The sequence below is a fragment of the Sphingobium sp. TomTYG72 genome (assembly GCF_055394715.1).
In genome coordinates this window covers 840887-864184 of record NZ_AP027336.1, presented here as the reverse complement: position 1 = coordinate 864184, position 23298 = coordinate 840887, and the positions used below count along the sequence as shown (strand labels likewise).

The following is a 23298-nucleotide window of genomic DNA, read 5'->3' as shown; positions in this document are numbered from 1 at the left end:
GAAAAAGCCGATCGGTGGTGTCGCTTGTCGATGTCAGCGATCTAATGAGATGTGCTGCATTTAGCCTTATTATTTTTAGCCGCAATGATCAGGAATCTCCGGCGCGCAAGAGAGTGATCGCCCTGTCGGCAACCGGAACGAATGTCTCGGCCCCCTTCTCGTGCAGAGCGAATATCTGCGCTCGCATGCGCGGTTCCCAGAATTTGGCGATGTGATCGGCGACTGCCTGTGCCGCTTTGTCTTCGCCCATGGTCATGAAGTTTCTGGCGATCTGGTTGGCCATATAGACCAGCCGGTCCTGATTGGACATCATCGAGTGGTCTTCGGTCATGCCGTCATTCCGCTGCGTGGATCATGTCGATGCGCCGACTGCGCCGTGCTTGCGCGTCATAGCTTTTCTGCCAGTCGCTGGGACCATTGGACGCGGACACCTGCACCGCCGTCACCTTATATTCCGGGCAATTGGTGGCCCAGTCCGAATAGTCGGTGGTGATGACGTTCGCCTGCGTTTCGGGATGGTGGAAGGTCGTATAGACAACGCCCGGCGCGACGCGTTCGGTCACCAGCGCTCGCAGGGTGGTTTCCCCTGCCCTGCTGCGGAGCGTTACCCAATCACCGTCCTTAAGGCCCCTGTTTTCCGCGTCGCTGGGATGGATTTCCAGTCGATCTTCGGGATGCCAGGCAGCATTGGCGGTGCGGCGGGTCTGCGCGCCGACATTATATTGGCTAAGGATGCGCCCTGTGGTCAGCAATAGCGGGAAGCGCGGGCCGGTCTTTTCATCGGTCGGCACATAGTCGGTGACGACGAACTTGCCCCTGCCCCGCACGAAACCGTCAATATGCATGGTCGGCGTGCCGTGGGGAGCCCGGTCGTTCGCGGGCCATTGCAGCGACCCTTCCGCGTCCAGGCGGTCATAATGCACGCCCGCGAAGGTCGGGGTGAGCGCGGCGATTTCATCCATGATCTGCGCCGGGTGGCTGTAGGTCCAGTCCAGCCCCATGGCGTTGGCGACCAGTTGCACGATCTCCCAATCTTCATAGCCGTTGAGTGGCGTCATCACCTTGCGCACGCGCTGAATGCGCCGTTCGGCATTGGTGAAGGTCCCGTCCTTTTCCAGGAAGGTGGAGCCGGGCAGGAAGACATGGGCGTAATTGGCGGTCTCGTTGAGGAAGAGGTCCTGCACCACGACGCACTCCATCGCCGCCAGCCCGGCCGCGACATGGTGCGTATTGGGGTCGGACTGGAGAATGTCTTCGCCCTGGATGAAAATGCCCTTGAAGGTGCCGTCGGTCGCCGCATCCAGCATGTTGGGGATGCGAAGCCCCGGTTCGGGGTCCAGCGCCACGCCCCAGCTTTGTTCGAACAGCGCGCGGGTGGCATCGTCGGAAACGTGGCGATAACCGGAAAATTCGTGCGGGAAGCTGCCCATGTCACAGGCGCCCTGCACATTATTCTGCCCCCGCAGCGGATTCACGCCCACGCCCTCACGCCCGACATTGCCGGTCGCCATCGCGAGGTTGGCGATCGCCATGACGGTCGAGCTGCCCTGGCTATGTTCCGTGACGCCGAGGCCGTAATAGATCGCGCCGTTGCCTCCGGTGGCGTAGAGGCGAGCGGCGGCGCGGACCTCCTCCGCCTTTACTCCTGTCAGCGGTTCGATCGCTTCGGGAGAACGGGCTGGCTGTGACACGAACTCGGCCCATTCGACAAATTCGTCCCAATCGCAGCGCGCGCGAATGAAGGGTTCATCGTACAGCTTCTCGGTCACAACGACATGAGCGAGAGCCGTCAGCATGGCGACGTTGGTGCCGGGGCGCAGCGGCAGATGATGTTCCGCCTGAACATGAGGCGACTTCACCATGTCGATGCGACGCGGGTCGATGACGATCAGCTTCGTGCCCTGCCGCAACCGCTTCTTCATGCGCGACGCAAATACGGGGTGGCCGTCAGTCGGGTTGGCGCCGATGACGAGGATCACGTCGGACTGCATCACGCTGTCGAAATCCTGCGTCCCGGCAGAGGTGCCGAAGGTCGTGCTGAGCCCATAGCCGGTCGGCGAGTGGCAGACGCGCGCGCAGGTATCGACATTATTGTTGCCGAAGCCCTGGCGGATCAGCTTCTGGACGAGGAATGTTTCCTCATTAGTGCAGCGGCTTGATGTGATGCCCCCGATGGAGCGCGTGCCATATTTGGCCTGGATGCGGCGGAACTCCGCTGCCGTGTGGGCAATGGCTTCTTCCCACGATACCTCGCGCCAGGGCTGGTCCACGGACGCGCGGATCATGGGGTTGAGGATACGGTCCTGATGCTGGGCATAGCCCCAGGCGAACCGGCCCTTGACGCAGCTATGGCCGCGATTGGCCTTGCCCTCTTTCCACGGCACCATGCGTATCAGTTCCTCACCACGCATCTCCGCGCGGAAGGTGCAGCCGACGCCGCAATAGGCGCAGGTGGTGATGATGGCCCGGTCGGGCGTGCCGATCTCGACCACCTTCTTTTCGATTAGCGAGGCGGTGGGACAGGCTTGCACACAGGCGCCGCAGGATACGCATTCGGAGCCAAGGAAATCCTCGCCCTGCGACGCCGAGACTTTCGATCCAAAGCCCTTATCCTCAATCGTCAGCGCGAAGGTGCCCTGCACCTCTTCACAGGCGCGCACGCAGCGGGAGCAGACTATGCATTTGCTGGGATCGAAGTCGAAATAGGGGTTCGACTGGTCCTTGGCCTGCCCCATATTGGTCGCGCCGTCATAGCCATAGCGGACCTCGCGCAGTCCCACCGCACCGGCTTGATCCTGCAATTCGCAGTCGCCATTGGCCGCGCAGGTCAGGCAGTCGAGTGGATGGTCGGAGATATAAAGTTCCATCACCCCCCGGCGGAGCTGCTTCAGCCGATCGCTTTGGGTGCGAACCACCATGCCTTCGGCGATGGGGGTGGTGCAGGATGCGGGATAGCCGCTGCGCCCCTCTACTTCGACCAGGCATAGGCGGCAGGAACCGAAACTCTCCAGATTGTCAGTGGCGCACAGTTTGGGAATGGAGCAGCCGGTGAGCGAGGCGGCGCGCATGATGCTCGTGCCCTCGGGCATGGTGACGCGCTCGCCATCTATTGTGAGCGTGACGGACTTGCCGGTGGAAATGGCGGGTGGCGTGCCATGATCGGCTTCGCGGGTGAAGGTCATTCGGCGGCTTCCTTGGTAGACGCGGGCGCGCCAAAGTCCTCAGGGAAATGGTCGAGCGCGCTCAGCACCGGATAGGGGGTGAAACCACCCAGCGCGCAGAGCGAACCATATTTCATCGTGTCGGCGAGGTCGCGCAGCAGTTGCAGATCCTCATCCACGCCGCATTGCATGGCGCCGGGCGCTCGTGAATAGAGCGCCTTGTTCAGCCCTGCCGAAATTGATGGATTAGCAGGGGGCGGCCCCTCCGCCCTGCGGGTCAACAGCCGATCCATGATCTCTACCCCGCGTGTCGATCCGATGCGGCAGGGCGTGCATTTGCCGCAGCTTTCGACCGAACAGAACTCCATGGCAAAGCGCGCCATATGCGCCATATCGACGCTGTCATCGAAGACGGTGATGCCAGCATGGCCGATTAGCCCCCCAGCTTGCGCAAAGGCTTCATAATCGAACGGCAGATGGAACATCGATGGCGGGAAGTAAGCGCCAAGGGGGCCGCCCACTTGCACCGCGCGAACGGGGCGACCGCTCGCCGCGCCCCCGCCAATGTCGTTCACCAACTCGCCAAGCGTGATACCAAAGCCGATCTCATAAAGGCCGCCATGCTTCACATTGCCTGCGAGCTGCACCGGCATGGTTCCGCGCGAACGACCAAAGCCAACCGCCGCATAGGCGTCCGGCCCCTCTGCCAGGATGAAGGACACCGCAGCCAGCGACAGCACATTGTTAATGACGGTCGGCTTACCAAATAGCCCCTGCAAGGCCGGGAGCGGCGGCTTTGCCCGCACCTGTCCGCGTTTGCCCTCGATACTGTCGAGCAGCGCTGTTTCCTCGCCGCAGACATAGGCGCCCGCGCCCTCGCGCACCTCCAGCGTGAAAGGCGCCATGAGATGCGCGCTGGCGTCGATCGCCGCGCGCATGGTGGCGATGCTGTAGGGATATTCGCTGCGAATATAGATATAGCCATGGGCCGCGCCGACGGCATGGGCGGCGATTGCCATGCCTTCGATCAGGCAGAAGGGATCGCCCTCCATCAGCATCCGATCCGCAAAGGTGCCGCTGTCGCCTTCATCGGCATTGCAGACGATGAACTTGGGGACGCCCGGCGCATCCAACACCGTCTGCCATTTGATTCCGGTCGGGAAACCGGCGCCGCCGCGTCCGCGCAGCCCCGACGCCTTTACCGCGTCGACCACTTGCTGGGGAGGCATGGCGCGAGCCTTTTTCAGCCCCTTCCAACCATCATGGGCGGCATAATCGGTAAGGCTTAGCGGATCGATGATGCCGCACCGCGCGAAGGTAAAGCGCTGCTGGCCAGCGAAGAAGGGCAATTCGTCCACCTTGCCCAGTTTTGCTGGATGCGTGCCATCCAGCACGGCTGTGACATCCTGCGGCCCGACCGGCCCGTAGCCGATGCGGCCTGCATCCGTCTCCACTTCGACCAATGGCTCGATGGAAAACAAGCCGCGCGATCCCGTGCGCACCACTTCCCACCCTGCTTCCGCGAAGCTGCGTGCGACTTCGTCAGCGCCGAGCGCGACGGAGGCCATATCTCGGCTGATAAAGACCCGGCTCATGCCGCCATCTCCGCCGCGATCCGCTCCAGGGCTTTGGCATCGATCCCTGCAACCGGTCGGCCGTCCACCAGCGCGTTCGGGCCGATCGCACAGAGGCCCAGGCAGTAGACAGGCTCCAGGCTTAGCTGGCCGTCGGCCCGGGTCTCCCCCATGGCTACGCCCAGAATTTGCGCCGCCTGACGTTCGACCGCCGCGCCGCCGCGTGACTGGCAGCTTTCCGCCCGGCAGAGCTTCATAATGTGACGGCCGGGCGGAACGCGGCGAAAATCATGGTAGAAGGTGATGACGCCATGCACGTCCGCGCGGGTGAGGTTCAACGCCTGCGCAATTATCAGGACCTGCGCATCGTCGATATAGCCCGCCTCGTTCTGCACCGCATGCAGAAGCGGCAGTAACTGGTCGCGCGTCGCGCCATGACGCGCTGTCCAGCTTTCGATAAACGCTTCCATCCTGCCCCTGCCTGCAGCCTTCGATCCGCCGCCATGGTGCCGGGCCACTCGGCTCGGGTCAAATTGAAGCCTCTAATGGTTGATAGATATATTCTATGAAGCGGCGCGATATCCATTGGGCAGGCGCAGGTCGCGCGCGACGCTGAGGACCGCTTGAGCCAGCGGCCCCATTGGTGCGCGATCCGACACTATCACGCCGACCCGGCTACCTTCCGTTGTGGCGGGCAGCGGATAGGTACGCGCCCAGGCCAGCCCTTCCAGCAAGGTGGCATGATTTTCCGGAATGATGGAACAGAGCCGTCCCTGCTGCACGAGGCCAAGCAGTGCGACATAGCTGTCCGCCGTGACCACCGGGCGCAGGGCAAGCCCCCGTTCGGCCAGACGGGCGTCCAGGATACGTCTGTTCTGCATGCCTTGATGCAACAGGCACAGCGGCAGGTCCGCAAGATCGGCCCAATCGAGCGGATCGGGTATCGCCGCACCGCCAACCGCACCGATGAGGATCGCCCGCTCCGTATAAAGGGGCACTGACAAGGCGTGGGCCGGGGGCTCGAAATCGAGATAGGTGATCCCGGCGTCCAGTTCGAACGCGGCGAGGCCCCGCTCGATCTGCCGCGAAGTGAGCGCGCGGACGGAGATGTTAAGGCCCCGATGGCGCTCCAGCATCGCTTCGGTGAGATGGCCGATCACCGGCATGGCGGCCGGGATTGCGCCCAGCCTTAATTCACCCTTCAGCGGACCACGGGCCGTTTCCGCCGCGTGGCCAAGGGCTTCGGCAGCGGCGATCAATTGGCGTGCCCATGGCAGAATTGCCTCTCCCTCTGCGGTCAAACCCACATATTTGCGATCGCGCCGGATCAGCCGCTTTCCCAGCTGCGCTTCCAATGACGCGATGCCCACGGACAAGGTGGGTTGCGAGACATTACAATAGGACGCGGCGCGCGCGAAATGACCTTCGCGCTCCAACGCCAGGAAATATTCGACAAGGCGCGTCTGCATGCTGCCATCTACACTGGATCGGGCGCAAGTTCATAGAGCGAAACTATGGTAACCACTCGAAGGGGAAACCGGGCGAGAATTCAGCCGTATGCGCATCCTGTTGGCCGATTTTGCAGATGATCGCACCTGCGCCTCGCCTTAACCCTCGTTAAGGAGTATTGTTAGCCAGCATGCTATCACTTCCACCTCACCATCTGGAGGTTGCAATGTCTGGGCAAACGGATGCACCTTATTTGTTCCGGCGCGCACGGGAGGAAGCTGCCAAGGTCAACGACGCCTTGGCAAGGCACGCCCCTGCCGAAGAAGTCGCGGCGCATCGGGAATTGGCGTTGCGGTACAAGGTGCGGGCGCTGGCCGCTTCCTGTCCCGATCAGGTCCTGCATGACGCCATGGAAAATTTTGACGTGCCGGGCGACCCCGTAGGCGGAAAGCCTGCGCATTAATAACCCAGGGGGATTGCGGCCGATACAAATGAAAGCGCCCCCGAGCAAGGGATGCCGGGGGCGCGACTTGTATGCTGTCGGGCATCCAAATCGCGGCGCGTTTAACAGAAATTGTTGACGGCCGCAATCCAGTGATAACTTTCCAGCGGCCATGCCGTAACGTCAATGCGCATGTCATCGTCCTTTGGCGAAGCAATATGCAGGTGGGACAAAAAGGCTAATTGAATTAGGCTCCCCTATCATCACATGGACTTGTGGCAACAAAGGCCCGGAATCAGCACAGGGGAAAGCAGGACATGGTTCAACCGTCGGATAAGTTGCCGCGGCGTTCGCTGATCGAAACGGGCGCTCTGGGCCGTTGCCCCCGGTGCGGAGAAGGACATATTTTCAAGGGGTTTCTTACCGTCCGCGATCGATGTGAGCTTTGCGGACTGGATTATTCCTTTGCGGACCCGGCGGATGGCCCAGCGGTGTTCGTGCAGTTGTTCGCCTGCGTTCCCGGCGTCATCTTCATCGTGATGCTGGAGATATTGGCGCGGCCGCCTCTATGGGTGCACATCGCCGTCGGTATCCCGGTGCTCATATTGACGACAGTGCTGCCGCTACGCCCGATCAAGGGCTGGCTGGTCGCCGCCCAATATGTGACGAAGGCGCAGGAGGCAGGGACGGCGGACTTATGGGCCAAGCTGCACGGAGATGGGTCGGACAAGCGGGATTGAGTAGTCCGGCGATTTTGGGGAGCATCCTTTGCGGCGCTCCCTTTGGCACCACCCGGCAACTGATCCGGGTTCACTTGAGACCTGTTCGCCTGAGATGCCCTGAGTTCACGGAACAAGTGCAACACCTGCTAGGCGCCGTCTGCATTCACCGTATCCAGATCATGGCGCATGCGAGATGGACGAAGCCCATGAAGGCTGAGATGGTTTTCTCGCATCGTAAGGCGATCCTACGGAAGCGTTTGAGTTTGTTGAAGAAGCATTCGACCTGATGGCGCTCCTTGTAGAGCCTCCAGTCAATGGGCGGCGCGACAGCGCGGCTGGGATTGGCCTTGATTTGAGCGGTTGCGCCGAGTTCACCGGCGATGAAGGCGCGTAGCGGATCGGCGTCATAGGCGGCATCGGCAATGACATGATCAACGTCCTTGAGCCCGGCCAGGAGGGACTGGGCCTGCGGGCAATCGCCATATTGCCCCGGCGTTGGATGGATGCGCAGCGGCAGGCCGATCGCATCGACCACGGCATGCAATTTGGTTGTCAGCCCGCCACGCGAACGACCGATGGCGGCACTTTGAGCCCCCCTTTTGCGCCCGCCGCGTCGGCGTGGACCTTTGAGATCGTGCTGTCGATCATGACATACTCAAAGTCGGGCGTATCGGCCATGGCATGGAAAAGCTCTTCCCACACGCCATTGTGAGACCAGCGGCGAAAGCGGGCATGCACCCCCGTCCACTTCCCGAAAACCTCAGGAAGATCCCGCCAATGCGCTGCGTTGCCCGCCATCCACAAGATCGCATCGACAAACAACCGGTTATCCACTCCGCTCCGGCCCGGCATGCCAGATCGCCCGGGAAGATGCCCTTTGATCCGCTCCCACTGGTCGTCCGTCAGTGCACGTCTGCTCAATGATCGTCTCCTTCGACAACCTTGAATCAGAACTTCAACTCAATGGGAATCCTGTGAATGCAGACAGCGCCTAGGGGTGTTGTTGCGATGGGACAGAGATATGGCCAGCTCAGCCTTGAGGAGCGGATCGAGATTTACCGCCTGCATGCAGGCGGTAAATCGCAAAGAGCCATAGCGGCGCATCTCGGGCGGCGCCAGCTACGATCAGCCGCGAACTGCGGCGCAACAGCGTGCGAACCAAGGTCTGGCCCGGTGGCTATGAGCCTGTCCGCGCCCAGCAGCTTGCCGAACGCAGGCGCCGATGGGATTGCCGCTTCAAGCTGGAACGCCAACCGGACCTGCGCGGCCTTGTGAGGGACGGCCTTGCGATGGGATGGTCCCCCGAGCAGATCGCAGGCCGATTGACGCGCGAACATGGTCGCACCCTCATCAGCCCTGAGTCAATCTACCGCTTCATCTACCACCGTTCGGCACAGAAGGATTATTGGCATCGCCTGCTGCCACGCGCCCGGCACAGGCGCGGTCACCCTGTCCCTACCGGCGGGAGCATGCTCGACATCATCAAGCATCGCCGCCCTTGACCGAGCGCCCGCCCGACGCCGATGATCGGCAAAGCCCAGGCCATTGGGAAGCCGATTTCATGCTGTTTGCCCGCTATGGCCAGGCCATCCTCGTCGCCCATGAACGCGCCTCCCGGTTCACGATCATCCACCGGCCACAGGATCGAAAGGCCCGCAGAACCGCAGGCCATCTGGCGGACATGCTGGCCGACCTGCCCCAAACCCTCCGACGCTCCATCGCCTTTGACAATGGACCCGAGTTCGCCCGGCATCACCAGCTCGCAAGCCAGATCGGCATCCAGACCTTCTTCTGCGATGTCCGATCACCCTGGCAAAAGGCGGCGTCGAAAATGCCATCGGACGCCTCCGCCGCAGCCTGCCGCGCAAAACCAACCTCGATGCCATCACCCCCGATGATATCCTCGCTGCCATACAGCGATACAATCATACGCCAAGAAAATGTCTCGACTTCCTTACCCCGCAGAGGCATTCTCTCGCTTCAATCCAAATGTTGCACTTCAAACGTGAATCTACATGCCAGCTTTCGCTGGCATGACGGGGGATTAAAACCGGCCTTCTGCCTTAGAAAATCACTGCCTCAAGCGAGCGCGCCGTGGCAGTGCTTGTATTTTTGACCGGAGCCACACGGGCATAGCGCGTTGCGGCTTATATCCAGATTAGTGAACTCACCAGGCTGAGCGTTGCCGACCGGTGGGCGGGGGAGCGTGGTCGTGATGCCGCCCAACTGACCCGCGTCGATATCACCGCTATTATCTTCGCCCGAGAAGGGGTCGATGTGCGTGGTGATGAAGTCGGGGAGCACCGGCAAGTCGAACTCAGGCAGCGGCTCTTCCATCCTGAACTGAACGCGCGCGATCGAGCCGGTCACATCCTCACGAATGTTGCTCAGCATGCGCTCGAACAGGGCGAAGGCTTCCTGCTTATATTCGTTGATCGGCGTCTTTTGCGCATAGGCGCGCAGGTGAACGACCTGGCGCAGCGCGTCGAGGGTCGACAGATGCTCTTTCCAGTGATGGTCGAGGCTCTGGAGCAGGATCGACTTTTCGATCATGTGCCAGTTTTCCGGATCGATCCCGCCAATCTTTTCGGCGACCGCTTCATCGGCAAGAGTCTTGAGGCGTTCCTCGATCAATTCCGGATCGACGGCATCTTCCGTCAGCCATGCGTCGAAGTCGGGTTCAAGCCCGAGGATTTCGGCGGTGCGCGCCTTCAGCCGGTCGATATCCCACTGTTCGGGATACGTGCCCGGAGGACAGGATGCGCCGACAAGGTCGTTGACCGTTTCGTGCCGCATATCCGTCACGACGTCATCAACGGTATCAGCGTCCATGATGTCGGCGCGCTGTTCATAAATGACCTTGCGCTGGTCGTTCATGACGTCGTCATATTCGACGACCTGCTTGCGGATGTCGTAGTTGCGCGCTTCGACTTTCCTCTGCGCGGTTTCGATCGCCTTGCTGAGCCACTTGGACGGGGGCAGCGCCTCGCCATCCTCAAGGTTCGAGCGGATCATTTTGGCAAACATGGTGTCCGGGCCGAAGATGCGCATGAGATCATCGTCGAGGCTGAGGTAGAAGCGCGAGAGGCCGGGGTCGCCCTGACGCCCTGAACGGCCACGCAACTGGTTGTCGATGCGGCGGCTTTCATGGCGTTCGGTCGCAAGGACGAAGAGGCCACCAGCGGCGAGCACCTCGGCCTTTTCAGCTTCGATCTCGGCGTCGATCCGGGCGATCGCGGCTTCGCGCTCCGGCCCTTCCGGCATGTCGCGCAATTCGTCCTCGACGCGCATTTCCAGGTTGCCGCCCAATTTGATGTCGGTGCCGCGACCAGCCATGTTGGTGGCGATGGTGACCGCGCCCTTCCGGCCCGCCTGCGCGACGATGTGCGCTTCGCTTTCATGGAAGCGAGCGTTGAGGACGGCGTGCTTCACGCCTTCCTGATTGAGGAATTCGGACAGCATTTCCGACTTTTCGATCGACACCGTGCCGACGAGGACGGGCTGGCCCTTTTCGGCATGGACCTTGATCGTCTTGGCGATGCCGCGGAACTTGTCTTCCAGATTCTTGTAGAAGCTGTCTTCCTCATCGACACGCTGAACCGGCCGGTTGGTCGGAATGGTGACGACGTTCATCTTGTAGATTTCGTAGAATTCGGTCGCTTCGGTCGCGGCCGTGCCGGTCATGCCGCCCAGCTTCGGGTACATGCGGAAAAAATTCTGAAAGGTGATGGAGGCGAGCGTCTGGTTTTCCGGCTCGATCTGAACGCCTTCCTTGGCTTCCACCGCCTGGTGCAAGCCATCCGACCAGCGGCGGCCATCCATCATGCGGCCGGTGAACTCATCGATGATGATGACCTTGCCGTCTTTGACAATGTAATCGATGTCGCGGCGGAACATCACGACCGCACGCAGGGCCTGGTTGACGTGGTGAACGACGGCGGTGTTTTCGAAATCGTAGAGGTTCGCGCCCTCCAGCAGACCAGCATCTTCCAGCAGACGCTCGATCTTTTCCGTGCCGTCCTCGGTCAGGGTGACGGTGCGCTGCTTCTCGTCCTTCTCATAATCGGCTTCGTCCAGCTTCTTCACGATAGCATCGACGGCGACATAGAGTTCCGACTTGTCGTCGGTCGGACCCGAGATAATCAGCGGGGTGCGGGCTTCATCGATCAGGATCGAGTCCACCTCATCGACGATGGCGAAGTTGAAGGGCCGCTGCACCATCGATGCGCGGTCGTACTTCATATTGTCGCGCAGATAGTCGAAGCCGAGTTCGTTGTTCGTCGCGTAGGTGATGTCGGCGTTATAGGCTTCGCGACGCTGATCCTCGCTGAGATTCGGGACGATCACGCCCGTGGTGAGGCCGAGGAAGCGATAGACCTGTCCCATCCATTCACAGTCGCGGCTGGCGAGATAGTCGTTGACGGTGACGACGTGGACGCCCTTCCCCTCCAGCGCGTTCAGATAGGTGGCGAGCGTCGCGACCAGCGTCTTACCCTCGCCCGTGCGCATTTCGGCGATCTCGCCGCGATGGAGGACGATGCCGCCGACCATCTGAACATCATAATGGCGCTGATGAAGGGTGCGCTTGGCGGCCTCGCGGACGGTGGCGAAGGCTTCTGGCAGCAGGTCGTCGAGCGTTTCGCCCTGCGTCAGGCGTTCGCGGAATCGCGCCGTCTGGGCCGTCAGTTCCTCGTCGCTCATCGCTGAAATGGCGGGTTCGAAAGATGCGATGCGTTCGACGATCTTGCCCAGCGACTTTACGTAACGTTCGTTGGACGATCCGAAGATGGACTTGGCGAGTGCGCCGAACATGCAAGTTCCTGACAAAAGGGGAGCGCGCACCCTTTTAAGGCAACGCACACGGATATGCGCGGCGATTTAGGGTTTGGCTGTGGGATAGTCAATTGATGAGCGGCCTGAACGCTTCGATCGAGGCAATGATTGACGGACGGATGATATGCGCTAATCCGCGCTCATGACACAGCGCTCTCCCCTCGCCCCCGCAGCCTTTCCTGAACTTCCCGCCATTTCGGGCGTGACCGCGCGCGTTGCCAGGGCGCGATACAAGAATTGGGATCGGTGCGACCTGACCTATGTCGAGCTGACCGAGGGCACAGCGGTTGCTGGCGTCACGACGCAGAGCAAGTGCCCGTCGCCCGAGGTTGAGTGGTGCCGGGACGCCATTCCGCTCGGGGCGGCGCGGGCGCTGGTGGTGAATGCGGGCAATGCCAATGCCTTCACAGGCCATCGCGGGCGGGCGGCGGTCGAGGCGATCGCGGCGAAGGTTGCCAATCATCTTGGGTGCCTGCCTTCGGATGTGTTCGTATCTTCGACTGGGGTGATCGGCGTGCCACTGCCCGTGGACAAGGCGGAGGCTGGGCTGGAGGCAGCTTTCTCCGCCGTGCCTTGCGAGTGGGAAGAGGCGGCGAATACGATCGGGACGACCGACACCTATGCCAAGGGCGCGCGCACCAGCGCGATGATCGGCGGGACGCGCGCTGAGCTGGTGGGGATCATCAAGGGATCGGGCATGATCGCGCCGGATATGGCGACGATGCTCGGCTATATCTTTACCGACGCAGCGGTCGAGCCGAAGCTGTTGCAGCAGATGCTGTCGGCGGCGAACCGGCGGACTTTCTCCTGCATCACGGTCGATAGTGATACGTCGACCAGCGATACGGTGCTGGCTTTTGCCACGGGCAAGGCGGGCAACATCCCGTTGGCGTCTATGGATGACGCGGGAGCGGATGCCTTTCAGGCGGCGCTGGACGACCTTTGCCTACAACTGGCGCATCTGGTGGTGCGCGATGGCGAGGGCGCGTCGAAGTTCATCGAGATCAGCATCGAAGGTGCGGAGAGCGACGCAAGCGCACACCGGATTGCGTTGTCCATCGCCAACTCGCCGCTCGTAAAGACGGCGATCGCGGGCGAGGACGCCAATTGGGGCCGCGTCGTCATGGCCGTGGGCAAGGCGGGCGAGCCAGCGGATCGCGACAAGCTGTCCATCCGGTTCGGCGTGACGCAGGTGGCCTCGGGTGGGCTTGCCGTAGAGGGATATGACGAAGCGCCGGTTGCCGCGCACCTTAAGGGGCAGGATATCCAGATCGGCGTGGACCTTGGCCTTGGCGAGGGCCGTGCGACGGTCTGGACCTGCGATCTGACGCATGGATATATCTCGATCAACGCGGATTATCGCAGCTGATGCCGATCGAGCTACATGACGATGTCGTCACTTTGATGCGTGAGGTGGCGCGAGACATCGTCATGCCGCGCTTCCAGAATTTGCGCGCCGACGAGATCAGCGAGAAGGCCGTCGATGACTTCGTCACCGTTGCCGACAGGGAAAGCGAGATCAGACTGGCCGAAGGGCTGAGCAGCATTTTGCCCGAGGCAGGCATCATCGGTGAGGAAGCCTGTGAGGCGGACCCGGCGATATTGGATCGGGCGGGTGACGGGCTCAACTGGATCATAGACCCGATCGACGGAACAGGTAATTTCGCCGCTGGGCGCCCGCCTTTCGGCATCATGATCGCGTTAGCGGATGCCGGGACGACATTGGCGGGATGGATATTGGACCCGCTGTCCGGGCGCTTGTGTCACGCCACATTCGGCGCTGGCAGTTATATCGATGGCGAGCAGGTCCGGGCGCGGGAGAGCGGTGATCCGCTTCCGATTGCGGCGCTGGCGGTCTATTTCATGACGCCGGACGAGCGAGCCGATATTCAACGGCGGGCGGAGGGGCGCTTTGCGCTTGTGGATATTCCGCGCTGTGCTGCGGAGCAATATCCTCGGCTGGTGCTGGGGCAGAATGATGTTTCGGTCTTTGCGCGGACATTGCCGTGGGACCATGCCGCTGGGACGCTGTTTCTGAATGAGGCTGGCGGGTGCTGTCAGCGGTTGGATGGGTCGCCTTATGTGGTGGGCGATTTGCGGCGGGGGTTGTTGGGGGCTTCGTCGCCGAGGTTGTGGGAGGCGGCGGCGGGGGTGTTGTTTCGCTGAGTTGTGGTGGTCGAGAGGTTGCGCTTTCCCCTCTCCCCGGCCCTCTCCCCCGAAGGGGAGAGGGAGTAGGAACTAATCAGAGAACGCTTTCGATCCAGCCCTTGAGCGCGCTCTTGGGAGCAGCGCCGACTTTCGTGGCGGCTGCTTCGCCATTCTTGAACAGGATCATCGTCGGGATGCCGCGCACGCCATATTTGCCGGGTGCGTCGGGATTTTCATCGATGTTGATCTTGGCGATGATGACCTGATCCGCCAGTTCCTCGGAGATTTCTTCCAGGGCCGGGCCGATCATTTTGCAGGGGCCGCACCATTCCGCCCAGAAATCGACAAGCACGGGCTTGTCTGCGTCGATCACGTCCGCCTGGAAGCTGGTGTCGGTGACTGCCTTGGTAGCCATGTTATATTTCTCCTTCAGTTGGGCGGATATCTAGGACGGTGACGCGTCCGTCTCAACGGGTGAAAGCGGCAAATTCTCCTGCGCGGGGGGAAAGCCCGGCTTGTGCGCGTCGAGAAGATCGTGCGGAAGCGTGATGAGGCGCGGGGCGCTGGTGTAGAGTAGCCCGGCCTCTATCCTCCGGTCGGGGAAGATCACCTGAAGCGCGGCGGCATAAGCTGCCATCTGACGAACATGGGCGGCGGGGACTTCCTCCACGCTGAGCGGCGCTATGCGGCCCGTCTTGAAATCAACGACCTGCACCCGATCGGGGGCGATACATAGCCGATCCACGGTGCCGGAGATGACCATCTCGCCGACGACCGCAGCGACGGGCGCTTCAGCAAGAGCGCCGGGCGCAAAGAGCGGCGCGAAGTCGCTGTCCTCGATGACGCGGAGGGCCTGCGAGATGACGTCATGACGCAGTGATGCGTCGGCCGCGCCCTGTTGTTCGAGCCAGCGGTCAGCGCGTTCGCGACGTTGTTCGGGCGAAACATCCGGCAACCGTTCGAACAAGGCGTGCAGCCAGCGCCCACGCTCACTCGCCGCCCGCATGGCAGGCGTGGGCGGGGGATAGGGCACGTCATCCTCTACCGGGGCGGAAGGCGCGAGCGGCCGGGGCGGACGCGCTTCCTCTGGCGCGGGCTGACGCAGCCAGTCGGGTTCGGCATGCGACGCCGCTTCAACGGCAGCGGCCTTTTGCAGGGCACGTGGAGGCAAGGTTTCCGCGCCCAGCCAACGCCGCCGCGCGCCCCACAAATGATCGTCCTCCCATTCCGCGCCAAGGGCGATCATGGCGTTCTCGACTGCCGTGAACCAGCTTTCGGGTTGCGGCATGCCTCGGGCGCGGGGGCCTAGCGAGCCGGTGACGACCAGCCTTTCCTCCGCACGAGTCAGCGCCACGTAGAGCAGCCGCCAATGCTCCTCTCGCTCGGCGGCGCGGGCTTCCTCCAGAACCTGCCCGATGGGGCCAAGACGCTCGGACTTTCGGGGAGCGAGGATGGGTAGGCCGTTCCATTCGAGGGAATCGCTGCGTGTCCCAGCATCGGGATCAAGGCAGGCATCGGCCAGAATGACGACCGGCGCCTGCAAACCCTTCGCGCCGTGGACGGTGAGGAGGCGGAGCGAAGTCCCCTGAGCCGCCGCGTCGCGGACGATCTCCACTTCGCCCCGGTCGAACCAGTCCACGAAGCGCTGTAAGGAGGGGTGATCGTCCGTCTCAAAGGCGAGTGCGGCGTTGAGCAGTTCCTCGATCGGATCGGCGGCTTCGATGCCGAGCCGTTCGATGAGGCGGCGACGTCCCTCCATCGGTCCGGACAGGATCGATTCGAGATAGCGATAGGGCGTGGTCAGGTCCGCGCGGTTCAGTAGGGTGCGAAGCGGGGCGAGCGCCTCCTCGTCCTGGGTGCGGGTGAGATGCTGCCAAAGTCCAACGCGGCGGTTCATGGCGCGGGCCATGAGATCGTCCTGCGACCAGCCTATTAGGGGCGATACCAATAGCGAGGCGAGGTTGAGGTCATCTTCAGGCTGAACGGCGAAACGGAGGGCGGCGAGGAGGTCGCGCACGGCAAGCGGTGCATTGAGGCGGAGGCGGTCGATGCCTGCTACGGCGACGCCTTCCTCATAGAGGCGGGCAACGATCAGGCGGGCAAGTTCGCTGCGGCGGCGGACGAGGATCATGATGTCACCTGCCGTGACCGGGCGGCCCCGGCTTTCGAGCATCATGCCGTCATCGATCCATTGACGGATTTGCCGCGCGATATTCTGGGCGAGCAGGCGTTCCTGATCGGCGGCCCAATCCTCCTCGCCTTCTGCGTCTTCTGACAGGCCAGCGATCGTGGGCTTCCATAGCAGGACTTCGCCGGGGAAGCGGTTGGCGCTGATGTGCTGGACGTTTCCGGAGAGCAGGCCCAGCCTCTCGGCGCTCAGGGTCGCGATCGTCTGATCGACGACATCGAGCACGGCGGGTGTGGAGCGGAAGCTGCGTTCGAGCGACAGATCGTGGAAGATATGGTCGGCATCTTCCGCATGGCGCTGGAAGGCTATCTGCGCAGCGGCGAACGCCTGAGGGCTGGTGCCCTGGAAGCCGAAGATGGCCTGCTTGAAGTCGCCGACGGTGAAGATGGTGCGGACGCGATCACCCTTGGCCCCCTCCCCTGCGAAGAACTCGGCGGCGAGCGCGCCGACGATCTGCCACTGGCTGACGTTCGTGTCCTGCGCCTCATCGACCATGATGTGGTCTATGCGCTGGTCCAGCTTATAGCGAATCCAGTCGGCGATGCCGGGTTGGGACAGAAGATCGGCGGTGCGGGCGATGAGGTCGTTGAAGTCCACGGCACCGGCAAGCTGCTTCGCCTCATGATAGGCGCGGGCATAAGCGCGGCCTGCATGCAGCCCCTCGGCGAGCAGATCGGCATAGGCGGCGAGCGCCTTGAGGTTCAGAAGCTCGACGCAACGGGAGTGGAGGCGCGCGCTTGCCTCTCCATAGCCATCGACCGGAGGAACCCAGCCTTTGGTCGAGATGAGGTCGCCGTCTTTCTTCGCCCAAGCGGCGTGCAGATCCTCCAAAGCCTCCGCGCGGTCGCGAGCGCTCAGGGCTCGCCACCGGGCTATGCGGTCACAGCGCTCCAGGGCACGGCCGGTGCCCCAATCGGCATTGGCCTGAGCAATCCAGGCGAGGGTTCGCATGTCGAATTGCGCATCGTCGCATTGGTCCGCGAGGTGGGCGATGACGTCACCTTCGGGAAGGCCGAGTTCGCGATAGAGCGACGCGGCGATGTCTTCCGGCAATTGCTCCAGCGCGGAAAGGTGCGCAGCGCAGCGCAGGAGGAATTGTTCCGCGCCGCCTTCCCCCAAACGCAGGCTGATCGCCTGAAGCGCTTCCATGAGGCGGTCGTCGCCCTGATCCTGCGCGCCGACGGCAAGATCGGCCAGGGTCTGGCGGGCGAGCGCCGCCTGCTCCCGCTGGTCGAGCGGGCGGAAGCCCGGCGGCAGATCGGCTTCCAGCGGGAAAGCGGTCAGCAATTGTTGGCAGAAGCCGTGGATGGTCTGGATGCGAAGGCCGCCGCCGGTGGATTCCAGCACTTCCGCAAAGAGGCGGCGGGCGCGGTCGCGGGCTTCCGGGCCGCTATCCTCGTGCAGCGCCTCCAAATCCTCGAACAGTTCGCCTTCCTCCATCTGGACCCAGGCGGCGAGGCGATCATGGATGCGGTCGGCCATTTCCGCCGCGCCCGCTTTGGTGAAGGTGAGGCAGAGGATATTTTCGGGCCGCACGCCCTGTAACAGCAGGCGGAACACGCGAGCGGTCAGCACATGCGTCTTGCCAGTGCCCGCCGAAGCCGACAGCCACACATGCGCATCAGGCGACGCAGCGCGCGCCTGCGCTCCCGCAAGCGGCTGAAGGGCCGAGGTCTTCCTAGACATCGTCGCGGCCATACCATTCCTCCAGCCGCATAAGCTGGTCATAGTCGCCATAATTTGCGACTTCGGGATTTACTTGCGCGTCGAAGGGGGCGTTGCCCGTCAGATAATCCCCGGCGATTTTCTCGGACCATTCATGGACGAGCGATGTGAAAGATGAGGTCACGATCTTGTCCCGCTTGCCCATCGGATCGACCGGGCTTTCCCGGTAGCCGAAGGCGTCGTTCTTCTTGGCGAGGGACCAATATTCGAAGCATCCTGCGGTTCCGGCGCCGTCGATGGCCGGAAAGCCACCCTGTTCGGCGATGAGGCCTAGTAGCCCCAATTGGAGGGAATAGCCCGCCTTGACCTGCTTGGCGCTGGGTGGTTTGCCGGTCTTGTAGTCGACTATCGCGAGCGAGCCGTCCGGCATGCGATCGATGCGGTCAGCCTTGCCGGTTAGGGTCACGCCAGCGATGTCCGCACGGCCGTCCGTCTCCACCGCCAGGATAGAACGGCCCGCTGACTGATCGGCGGTCACCTCAGCAGCGATCCAGCGAATGGCCTCGATCAACCTCGGTTGCCAGAGCGCCTTCAGCAGCGGATGCACATCGGGCCGGTCGAACATCGCGCGGGCGCGGGCTTCCAGGTCGGCGGGATCGCGCCGCCCGGCCTCCGCCCAGTGCTGGAGTATTTCATGGACAGCCGTGCCGCGCCATGCAGGGCCAGCATCGGCATCGACCGGGTCAAGGCGATTTAGGCGCAATATCCGCTTGGCGTAGAAGGCGAAGGGGTCAGCCTTTAGCCGGTCGACGTCCGTTACGGGGATCAGCTTCGGGCGGACGGAGGCGGGTGGCACTGGCGCGGGACGGCGGCTGGGTTGGTGCCTCGCTGAGCGGTCGAGTGCTTGCGCCAGTGCGGCGTAACGATCCGCGCTCTTCCATTGGGGACCAGCCATTGCCTTCAGGCGCAACCAGAAGCGGGAGGCTATGGCGGGACCGCCCGATCCTCTGCGCGCGCGGGTAATCAGGACGTGGGGGGCGCCCAATGCGCTGGCAAAATCATGGGCGGCGCGGCCGATGCGGGTTTCTAGGCCGGGAAGGCCGAGTTCCCTACGAATGCGAGGCGCGAGCCAGGGATCGGGCGACGGCAGGCCGGGCCATGTGCCTTCGTTGAGGCCGCCCAGGATCATGAGGTCAGCTTGAACCAGTTGCGCTTCGATAAGGCCCAATATGGAGATGCGCGGATGCCCGCCCTGAACCGGGCGCACAGAAATGCCGCCCAACATATTGTCGAGCAGCGTCGGGAGGGAGCGGATGTCGGACTGTTGAGGGCCTTCGGGGGCCGATTGTTCCATCTCTGCGAACAGGTCGGCGGCCGCGTGGCCTTGGACACCCGACCATATGGCATCGCCGGTCAATGCTCCGGCTTGTTCGCGGAGGGCCGCCAGTTGCGCGGCGAATGTGGGGGCAACGGCGCAGGCTTGCTCCAGCGGTTCGAGCAGCGCGCGCGCCTGTGACCACCATATGCGGGTTTGAGTGCGTAGCGCCTGCTGACGATCCTCCCCTTCGCGTTCGGCGAGAAGCAGATCGATCCCCTGAAGGCCAGCAGGAGGACGGGGGCCGCGAAGCAGCAGGTCTAGGCCGCGCACGCCTTCCAGCCAGGGGAGCCGCCCTTCACCGCGCATGACCAACGGATGCTTGAGCAATGTCAGAAGCGCGACGGGCGCGAAACGTTCTGCCACTGCTTGAGCCAGCGCGATGAGCAAGGTGCCCGGCGGCAGGCGTGACAGAGGAAGGCCAGCGGAATCATCGGCCGCGATCCCCCAGCGCGCCAGATGCGCCGACACGCGCGTGGCGAGCTGGCGGTCGGGCGTGACCAGCGCGGCGGTGCGGCCCTGCGTTTCCACGGCTTCGCGCAGGGCGATGGCGATCGCCTGAGCTTCTTCACCCGGCGTTGCGACTTCCAGCGCCTCCACCCCTGTGAGAGAGCGGTCGGCGGTTTTCAGATCGCGCCAGCGGCTGGTGAGGCGCGGGGGGAGCATCGCGTTGGAGATGTTGCGGCTGCGGACGGCTCGGGCGTCATGCTCGCTGCCCCAGCGCCACAGTGCCACGTCATCGCGGGTGGCGCTCATTCCATTGAGCAACCGCTTCAGGGCATATTGGGGATGGGTTTCATGCGCAGGGGGCGCACGGCCGGTGACGGGGTCTGGCGCGAAAGGACCGATGGCGTCCCATGCGGCTTCGTCCATTTCATGGTCGAGGCCAGCGAAGACGACGCTGCCGCGTGGCAGGACGGCAATCCGTCGCAACAGGCCCGCAACCGCCGGAGCGGTCGTGGCTATGCCAGCGGCGATCACGAAGCCAGACGGCGCCTCTGCGGCCCAACGTGTGGCGAGGCGATCGAACAGGCGATTGCGCCGGTCGGCGAGGTCGATGAGGCCAAGCCGTGCCAATTCCTCCGGCCAGCGGCGAATGAGGATGGAGAATAGATCGAGCGATCTTTGCCAGTGACCGGACAATTCGTCCGACAGCGTGAGGTCGGAAAGCGCGGTGATGGGCACCCTCTCCACCTGCATCTGGTCGAGGACGGTGCCAAGCGCCTGACCGAGCTTGATCGCCTGCGCGGCGTCCATTGGCTGGCCGGACGCCTGCTGAACCATGCGGGCCAGGATCATCTGGCGGCGCATGGGCGCGATCGCCGGGGGAATGGCCTCCCCCTCCGCCAGAGGATCGAGTGCGCCACCCGCCTGTTCGCCAAGATCGGGATCGCCGATCGCGACCAATCGGGGAAGAAGCAGGCCGCCACCCGATCGGCGGACGAAAGCGTCGCTGACGGCACGGATCGCGCGGTTGGTAGGCAGCAGGATCATGCCCTGCGCCAGCGCCATCGGATCGCCCCCATGCTGCGCTATTATGCCCGCTGCCAAAGCATCGGAAAAGGCGCGGTGCGCGGGGATATTGAACAAGGCGGGCCGGGTGCGGTCACCCATAAGCGAGCATCGATTCCACAAAAGGAATGGCGCGCGGCGTGCCGACGTCGAACCAGAGGCCCTGATGCGAAACGCCGTAGAGGCGCCCCGCTTCTATAGCGCGGTTCCAGAAGATATTGGTCGAAAAGACGTCGGATGGTGGATCGACCAGCAGGCTGGGCGAAAGGATCTGGACACCGGTAAAGACGAAGGGTGCGACGTGGCTCGTCTTGCGGCGGCTCACCCGTCCAGAGGCGTCCATGTGGAAGTCACCCGGTCCCGTATGACAATGGGCGCGGGCGAGCGGCACCAGCAGCAGCAGCGCATCCATGCGATCGGGGTCCCACAGGCGCTGCATCATGCTCAGCGTTTCCTGCGGACCGTCGATCCAGAGATTGTCGCTGTTCGCGCAGAAGAAGGGATTGTCGCCCAGCAGGGCACGGGCATGGATCAAGCCCCCGCCCGTTTCCAGCAGCTTGGGACGTTCGTCCGAAATCAGCACCTGCATGCCGTTCGAATGGGCGTTCAGATGCGTCTCGACCGTATCGGCGAGGTAATGGACATTGACCACCACCTTGCGGATGCCGCCAGCGGAAAGCCGGTCCAGCGCATGGTCCATCAGCGGCTTGCCAGCGACCTTGACCAGCGGCTTTGGGCGCGTGGCGGTGAGCGGGCGCATCCGCTTGCCAAGGCCAGCCGCCATCAGCATTGCGGTGTCGATCATGCGGGGGCGTTATCCTGAAGCGCGAGATGGCGCTTTTCCGCTGGGATGTTGGCGGCGAACCAGTCCGCTACCGGCCCGAGCGCCGGGTGCGCGAGGTCGCGTTCCAGCAAGTCCCACATGCGCGGCAGGAAGGACAGGTAACGTGGCTTTCCATCCCGTTTCCATAGGCGCGTGAAGATGCCGATGATCTTCGCATTCCGCTGCGCGCCCAGCACAGCATAGGCAGCGTCGAAGTCGGCCGGGGGATTTGCGATGGCCTTATAGTGGCCAATCATCGCGACCTCCACCTCCGGCGGCACATCGCGCCGCGCGTCCTGAAGCAGCGACACGAGATCATAAGCGGGATGCCCGGCGAGAGCGTCCTGAAAGTCGAGAAGGCCAAGCCCGCGCACTTCAGGCCGATCGATCAGCATGATATTTTCGGCATGATAATCGCGCAGCACTGTGACTGTGGGGCTGGCGGACTGCTCCACGATCGGCAGCACGGCATCCCAGGCGCTGACATAGGCATCTGTATCGACAGGGAGGCCGATCGCGGGGCAATACCATTCGGTGAGCAGCCCTGCCTCGCGCTGATAAACCACGCGGTCATAGGGCGGCAGGTCGGCGGCAGGCTGGTGATGGAGATCAGCGAGCAGCTCGACTGCGCGGCTGTACACGCCCACTTCATCGGCAGGAACGTCATCCAGATGTTCCTTGACCCGCAAGTCGCCGAAATCCTCGATGAGCACCAGACCTTGTTCCAGATCGCGGGCAAGAATCGCCGGGGCAGCAAAACCCTGTCCCGTCAGATGTTCGGCTATGGCGATGAACGGACGCGGGTCTTCATGCGGGGGCGGCGCGTCCATCAGCACGGCACGACGCGCGCCATCGACCACGCGGAAGTAGCGCCGGAACGACGCATCGCCCGCCAGCGGGACGATAGCGGCATGTCCCCACCCCGCAGCTGAGAGAAAGGCGGGAGCGGAAGCGGGCGGGATCATATCTGCGACCATCGCTCTGTCCAAGCGTCCGGCACGCGCACTGTCAAGCGCCGAGCGCCGTTGGGTTCAATGTCGATGTGGAGCCGCAGCGCATGCGGCCATGCACCCGGACCCAGACGGTCGGGCCATTCCACGATCAGCAGACTGTCCATCAGATATTCGTCCAGAGCCAGTTCCCGCGCCTCTTCCACATCGTCAAGGCGATAGAGGTCGACATGGGCGACGGGCAGCTTCACCTCCGGCACGTCATAGGGCTGGACGATCGCGAAGCTGGGACTTGGCGCCTCTCCTTCAAGACCAAGCCCCTCCAATATGCCGCGCGCGAGCGTCGTCTTACCCGCGCCGAGGCCGCCCTCCAGCGCAATGACGTCACCGATGCGCACCACGTCAGCCAGACGGCGGCCGAGGGCCAGCATCGCCGCTTCGTCGGGCATGGTCAGG

General features: G+C 63.0%; 17 protein-coding genes and 1 pseudogene. 5 read left to right on the top strand and 13 right to left on the bottom strand.

What is annotated here, in order from left to right; translation table 11 throughout:
- Window positions 1-88: 88 nt before the first annotated feature.
- From ACZ5U1_RS04405 to ACZ5U1_RS04385, 5 genes are all read right to left on the bottom strand, one after another.
- Window positions 89-331 (bottom strand): formate dehydrogenase subunit delta, encoded by a 243-nt coding sequence (locus ACZ5U1_RS04405; protein ID WP_464779539.1) that lies wholly within the window; start codon window positions 329-331, stop codon window positions 89-91.
- A gap of 4 nt (window positions 332-335) precedes the next feature.
- Entirely contained in the window at window positions 336-3182 is a 2847-nt protein-coding gene (gene fdhF / locus ACZ5U1_RS04400; RefSeq protein WP_464779538.1) for a formate dehydrogenase subunit alpha, read from the bottom strand.
- Window positions 3179-4756 carry an NADH-ubiquinone oxidoreductase-F iron-sulfur binding region domain-containing protein gene (locus ACZ5U1_RS04395; RefSeq protein ID WP_464779537.1) on the bottom strand — a complete coding sequence of 526 codons (1578 nt, stop codon included), beginning with the start codon at window positions 4754-4756 and terminating at the stop codon, window positions 3179-3181. Before ACZ5U1_RS04395 ends, fdhF begins: the two co-directional genes overlap by 4 nt.
- Window positions 4753-5205, bottom strand: coding sequence for an NAD(P)H-dependent oxidoreductase subunit E (locus tag ACZ5U1_RS04390; RefSeq protein WP_464779536.1), 453 nt, complete (start codon window positions 5203-5205; stop codon window positions 4753-4755). Before ACZ5U1_RS04390 ends, ACZ5U1_RS04395 begins: the two co-directional genes overlap by 4 nt.
- A 93-nt stretch (window positions 5206-5298) precedes the next feature.
- A complete protein-coding gene (locus ACZ5U1_RS04385) occupies window positions 5299-6204 on the bottom strand; it encodes a LysR family transcriptional regulator (protein ID WP_464779535.1) in 906 nt (301 codons plus the stop codon).
- 206 nt (window positions 6205-6410) lie between these two features.
- On the opposite strand from ACZ5U1_RS04385, the gene ACZ5U1_RS04380 reads away from it, so the two are divergent.
- The gene (locus ACZ5U1_RS04380; RefSeq protein ID WP_464779534.1) at window positions 6411-6647 is read left to right on the top strand and encodes a hypothetical protein; all 237 of its coding nucleotides are present in this window, start codon (window positions 6411-6413) and stop codon (window positions 6645-6647) included.
- A gap of 296 nt (window positions 6648-6943) precedes the next feature.
- Window positions 6944-7366: a DUF983 domain-containing protein gene (locus ACZ5U1_RS04375; RefSeq protein ID WP_464779533.1), complete on the top strand. Its 423-nt coding sequence runs from the start codon at window positions 6944-6946 to the stop codon at window positions 7364-7366.
- 145 nt (window positions 7367-7511) lie between these two features.
- Here ACZ5U1_RS04375 and ACZ5U1_RS04370 read toward each other — a convergent pair.
- A protein-coding gene (locus ACZ5U1_RS04370; RefSeq protein WP_464778136.1) for an IS5 family transposase occupies window positions 7512-8269 on the bottom strand; the annotation gives its coding sequence in 2 pieces (ribosomal slippage) (window positions 7512-7951 and window positions 7951-8269; 759 coding nt in all).
- 87 nt (window positions 8270-8356) lie between these two features.
- Here ACZ5U1_RS04370 and ACZ5U1_RS04365 point away from each other — a divergent pair.
- Window positions 8357-9357 (top strand): annotated as a pseudogene (locus tag ACZ5U1_RS04365) (IS30 family transposase).
- 70 nt (window positions 9358-9427) lie between these two features.
- Here ACZ5U1_RS04365 and secA read toward each other — a convergent pair.
- Entirely contained in the window at window positions 9428-12160 is a 2733-nt protein-coding gene (secA, locus tag ACZ5U1_RS04360; protein ID WP_464779532.1) for a preprotein translocase subunit SecA, read from the bottom strand.
- 163 nt (window positions 12161-12323) lie between these two features.
- Between secA and argJ the strand changes: the two genes are divergently transcribed.
- Both argJ and ACZ5U1_RS04350 read left to right on the top strand, forming a co-directional pair.
- Window positions 12324-13550, top strand: coding sequence for a bifunctional glutamate N-acetyltransferase/amino-acid acetyltransferase ArgJ (gene argJ / locus ACZ5U1_RS04355; RefSeq protein ID WP_464779531.1), 1227 nt, complete (start codon window positions 12324-12326; stop codon window positions 13548-13550).
- Entirely contained in the window at window positions 13550-14347 is a 798-nt protein-coding gene (locus ACZ5U1_RS04350) for an inositol monophosphatase family protein (RefSeq protein ID WP_464779530.1), read from the top strand. The genes argJ and ACZ5U1_RS04350 overlap by 1 nt, the downstream gene beginning before the upstream one ends.
- A gap of 76 nt (window positions 14348-14423) precedes the next feature.
- On the opposite strand, the gene trxA is transcribed toward ACZ5U1_RS04350, so the two are convergent.
- From trxA to tsaE, 6 genes are read right to left on the bottom strand one after another with little or no spacing between them, the layout of a single operon-like run.
- Window positions 14424-14744: a thioredoxin TrxA gene (gene trxA, locus ACZ5U1_RS04345; RefSeq protein ID WP_196226073.1), complete on the bottom strand. Its 321-nt coding sequence runs from the start codon at window positions 14742-14744 to the stop codon at window positions 14424-14426.
- Window positions 14745-14774: 30 nt separating this feature from the next.
- On the bottom strand, window positions 14775-18215 hold the full coding sequence (addA, locus tag ACZ5U1_RS04340; RefSeq protein ID WP_464779529.1) for a double-strand break repair helicase AddA: 3441 nt from the start codon (window positions 18213-18215) through the stop codon (window positions 14775-14777).
- The gene (addB, locus tag ACZ5U1_RS04335) at window positions 18196-21171 is read right to left on the bottom strand and encodes a double-strand break repair protein AddB (protein ID WP_464779528.1); all 2976 of its coding nucleotides are present in this window, start codon (window positions 21169-21171) and stop codon (window positions 18196-18198) included. The genes addA and addB overlap by 20 nt, the downstream gene beginning before the upstream one ends.
- Window positions 21164-21874, bottom strand: coding sequence for a nucleotidyltransferase family protein (locus ACZ5U1_RS04330; protein WP_464779527.1), 711 nt, complete (start codon window positions 21872-21874; stop codon window positions 21164-21166). The genes addB and ACZ5U1_RS04330 overlap by 8 nt, the downstream gene beginning before the upstream one ends.
- Window positions 21871-22857, bottom strand: a complete 987-nt coding sequence (locus tag ACZ5U1_RS04325) for an aminoglycoside phosphotransferase family protein (RefSeq protein WP_464779958.1) — start codon at window positions 22855-22857, stop codon at window positions 21871-21873. Before ACZ5U1_RS04325 ends, ACZ5U1_RS04330 begins: the two co-directional genes overlap by 4 nt.
- On the bottom strand, window positions 22854-23291 hold the full coding sequence (gene tsaE / locus ACZ5U1_RS04320; protein ID WP_464779957.1) for a tRNA (adenosine(37)-N6)-threonylcarbamoyltransferase complex ATPase subunit type 1 TsaE: 438 nt from the start codon (window positions 23289-23291) through the stop codon (window positions 22854-22856). The genes ACZ5U1_RS04325 and tsaE overlap by 4 nt, the downstream gene beginning before the upstream one ends.
- Between the last annotated feature and the right edge of the window lie 7 nt (window positions 23292-23298).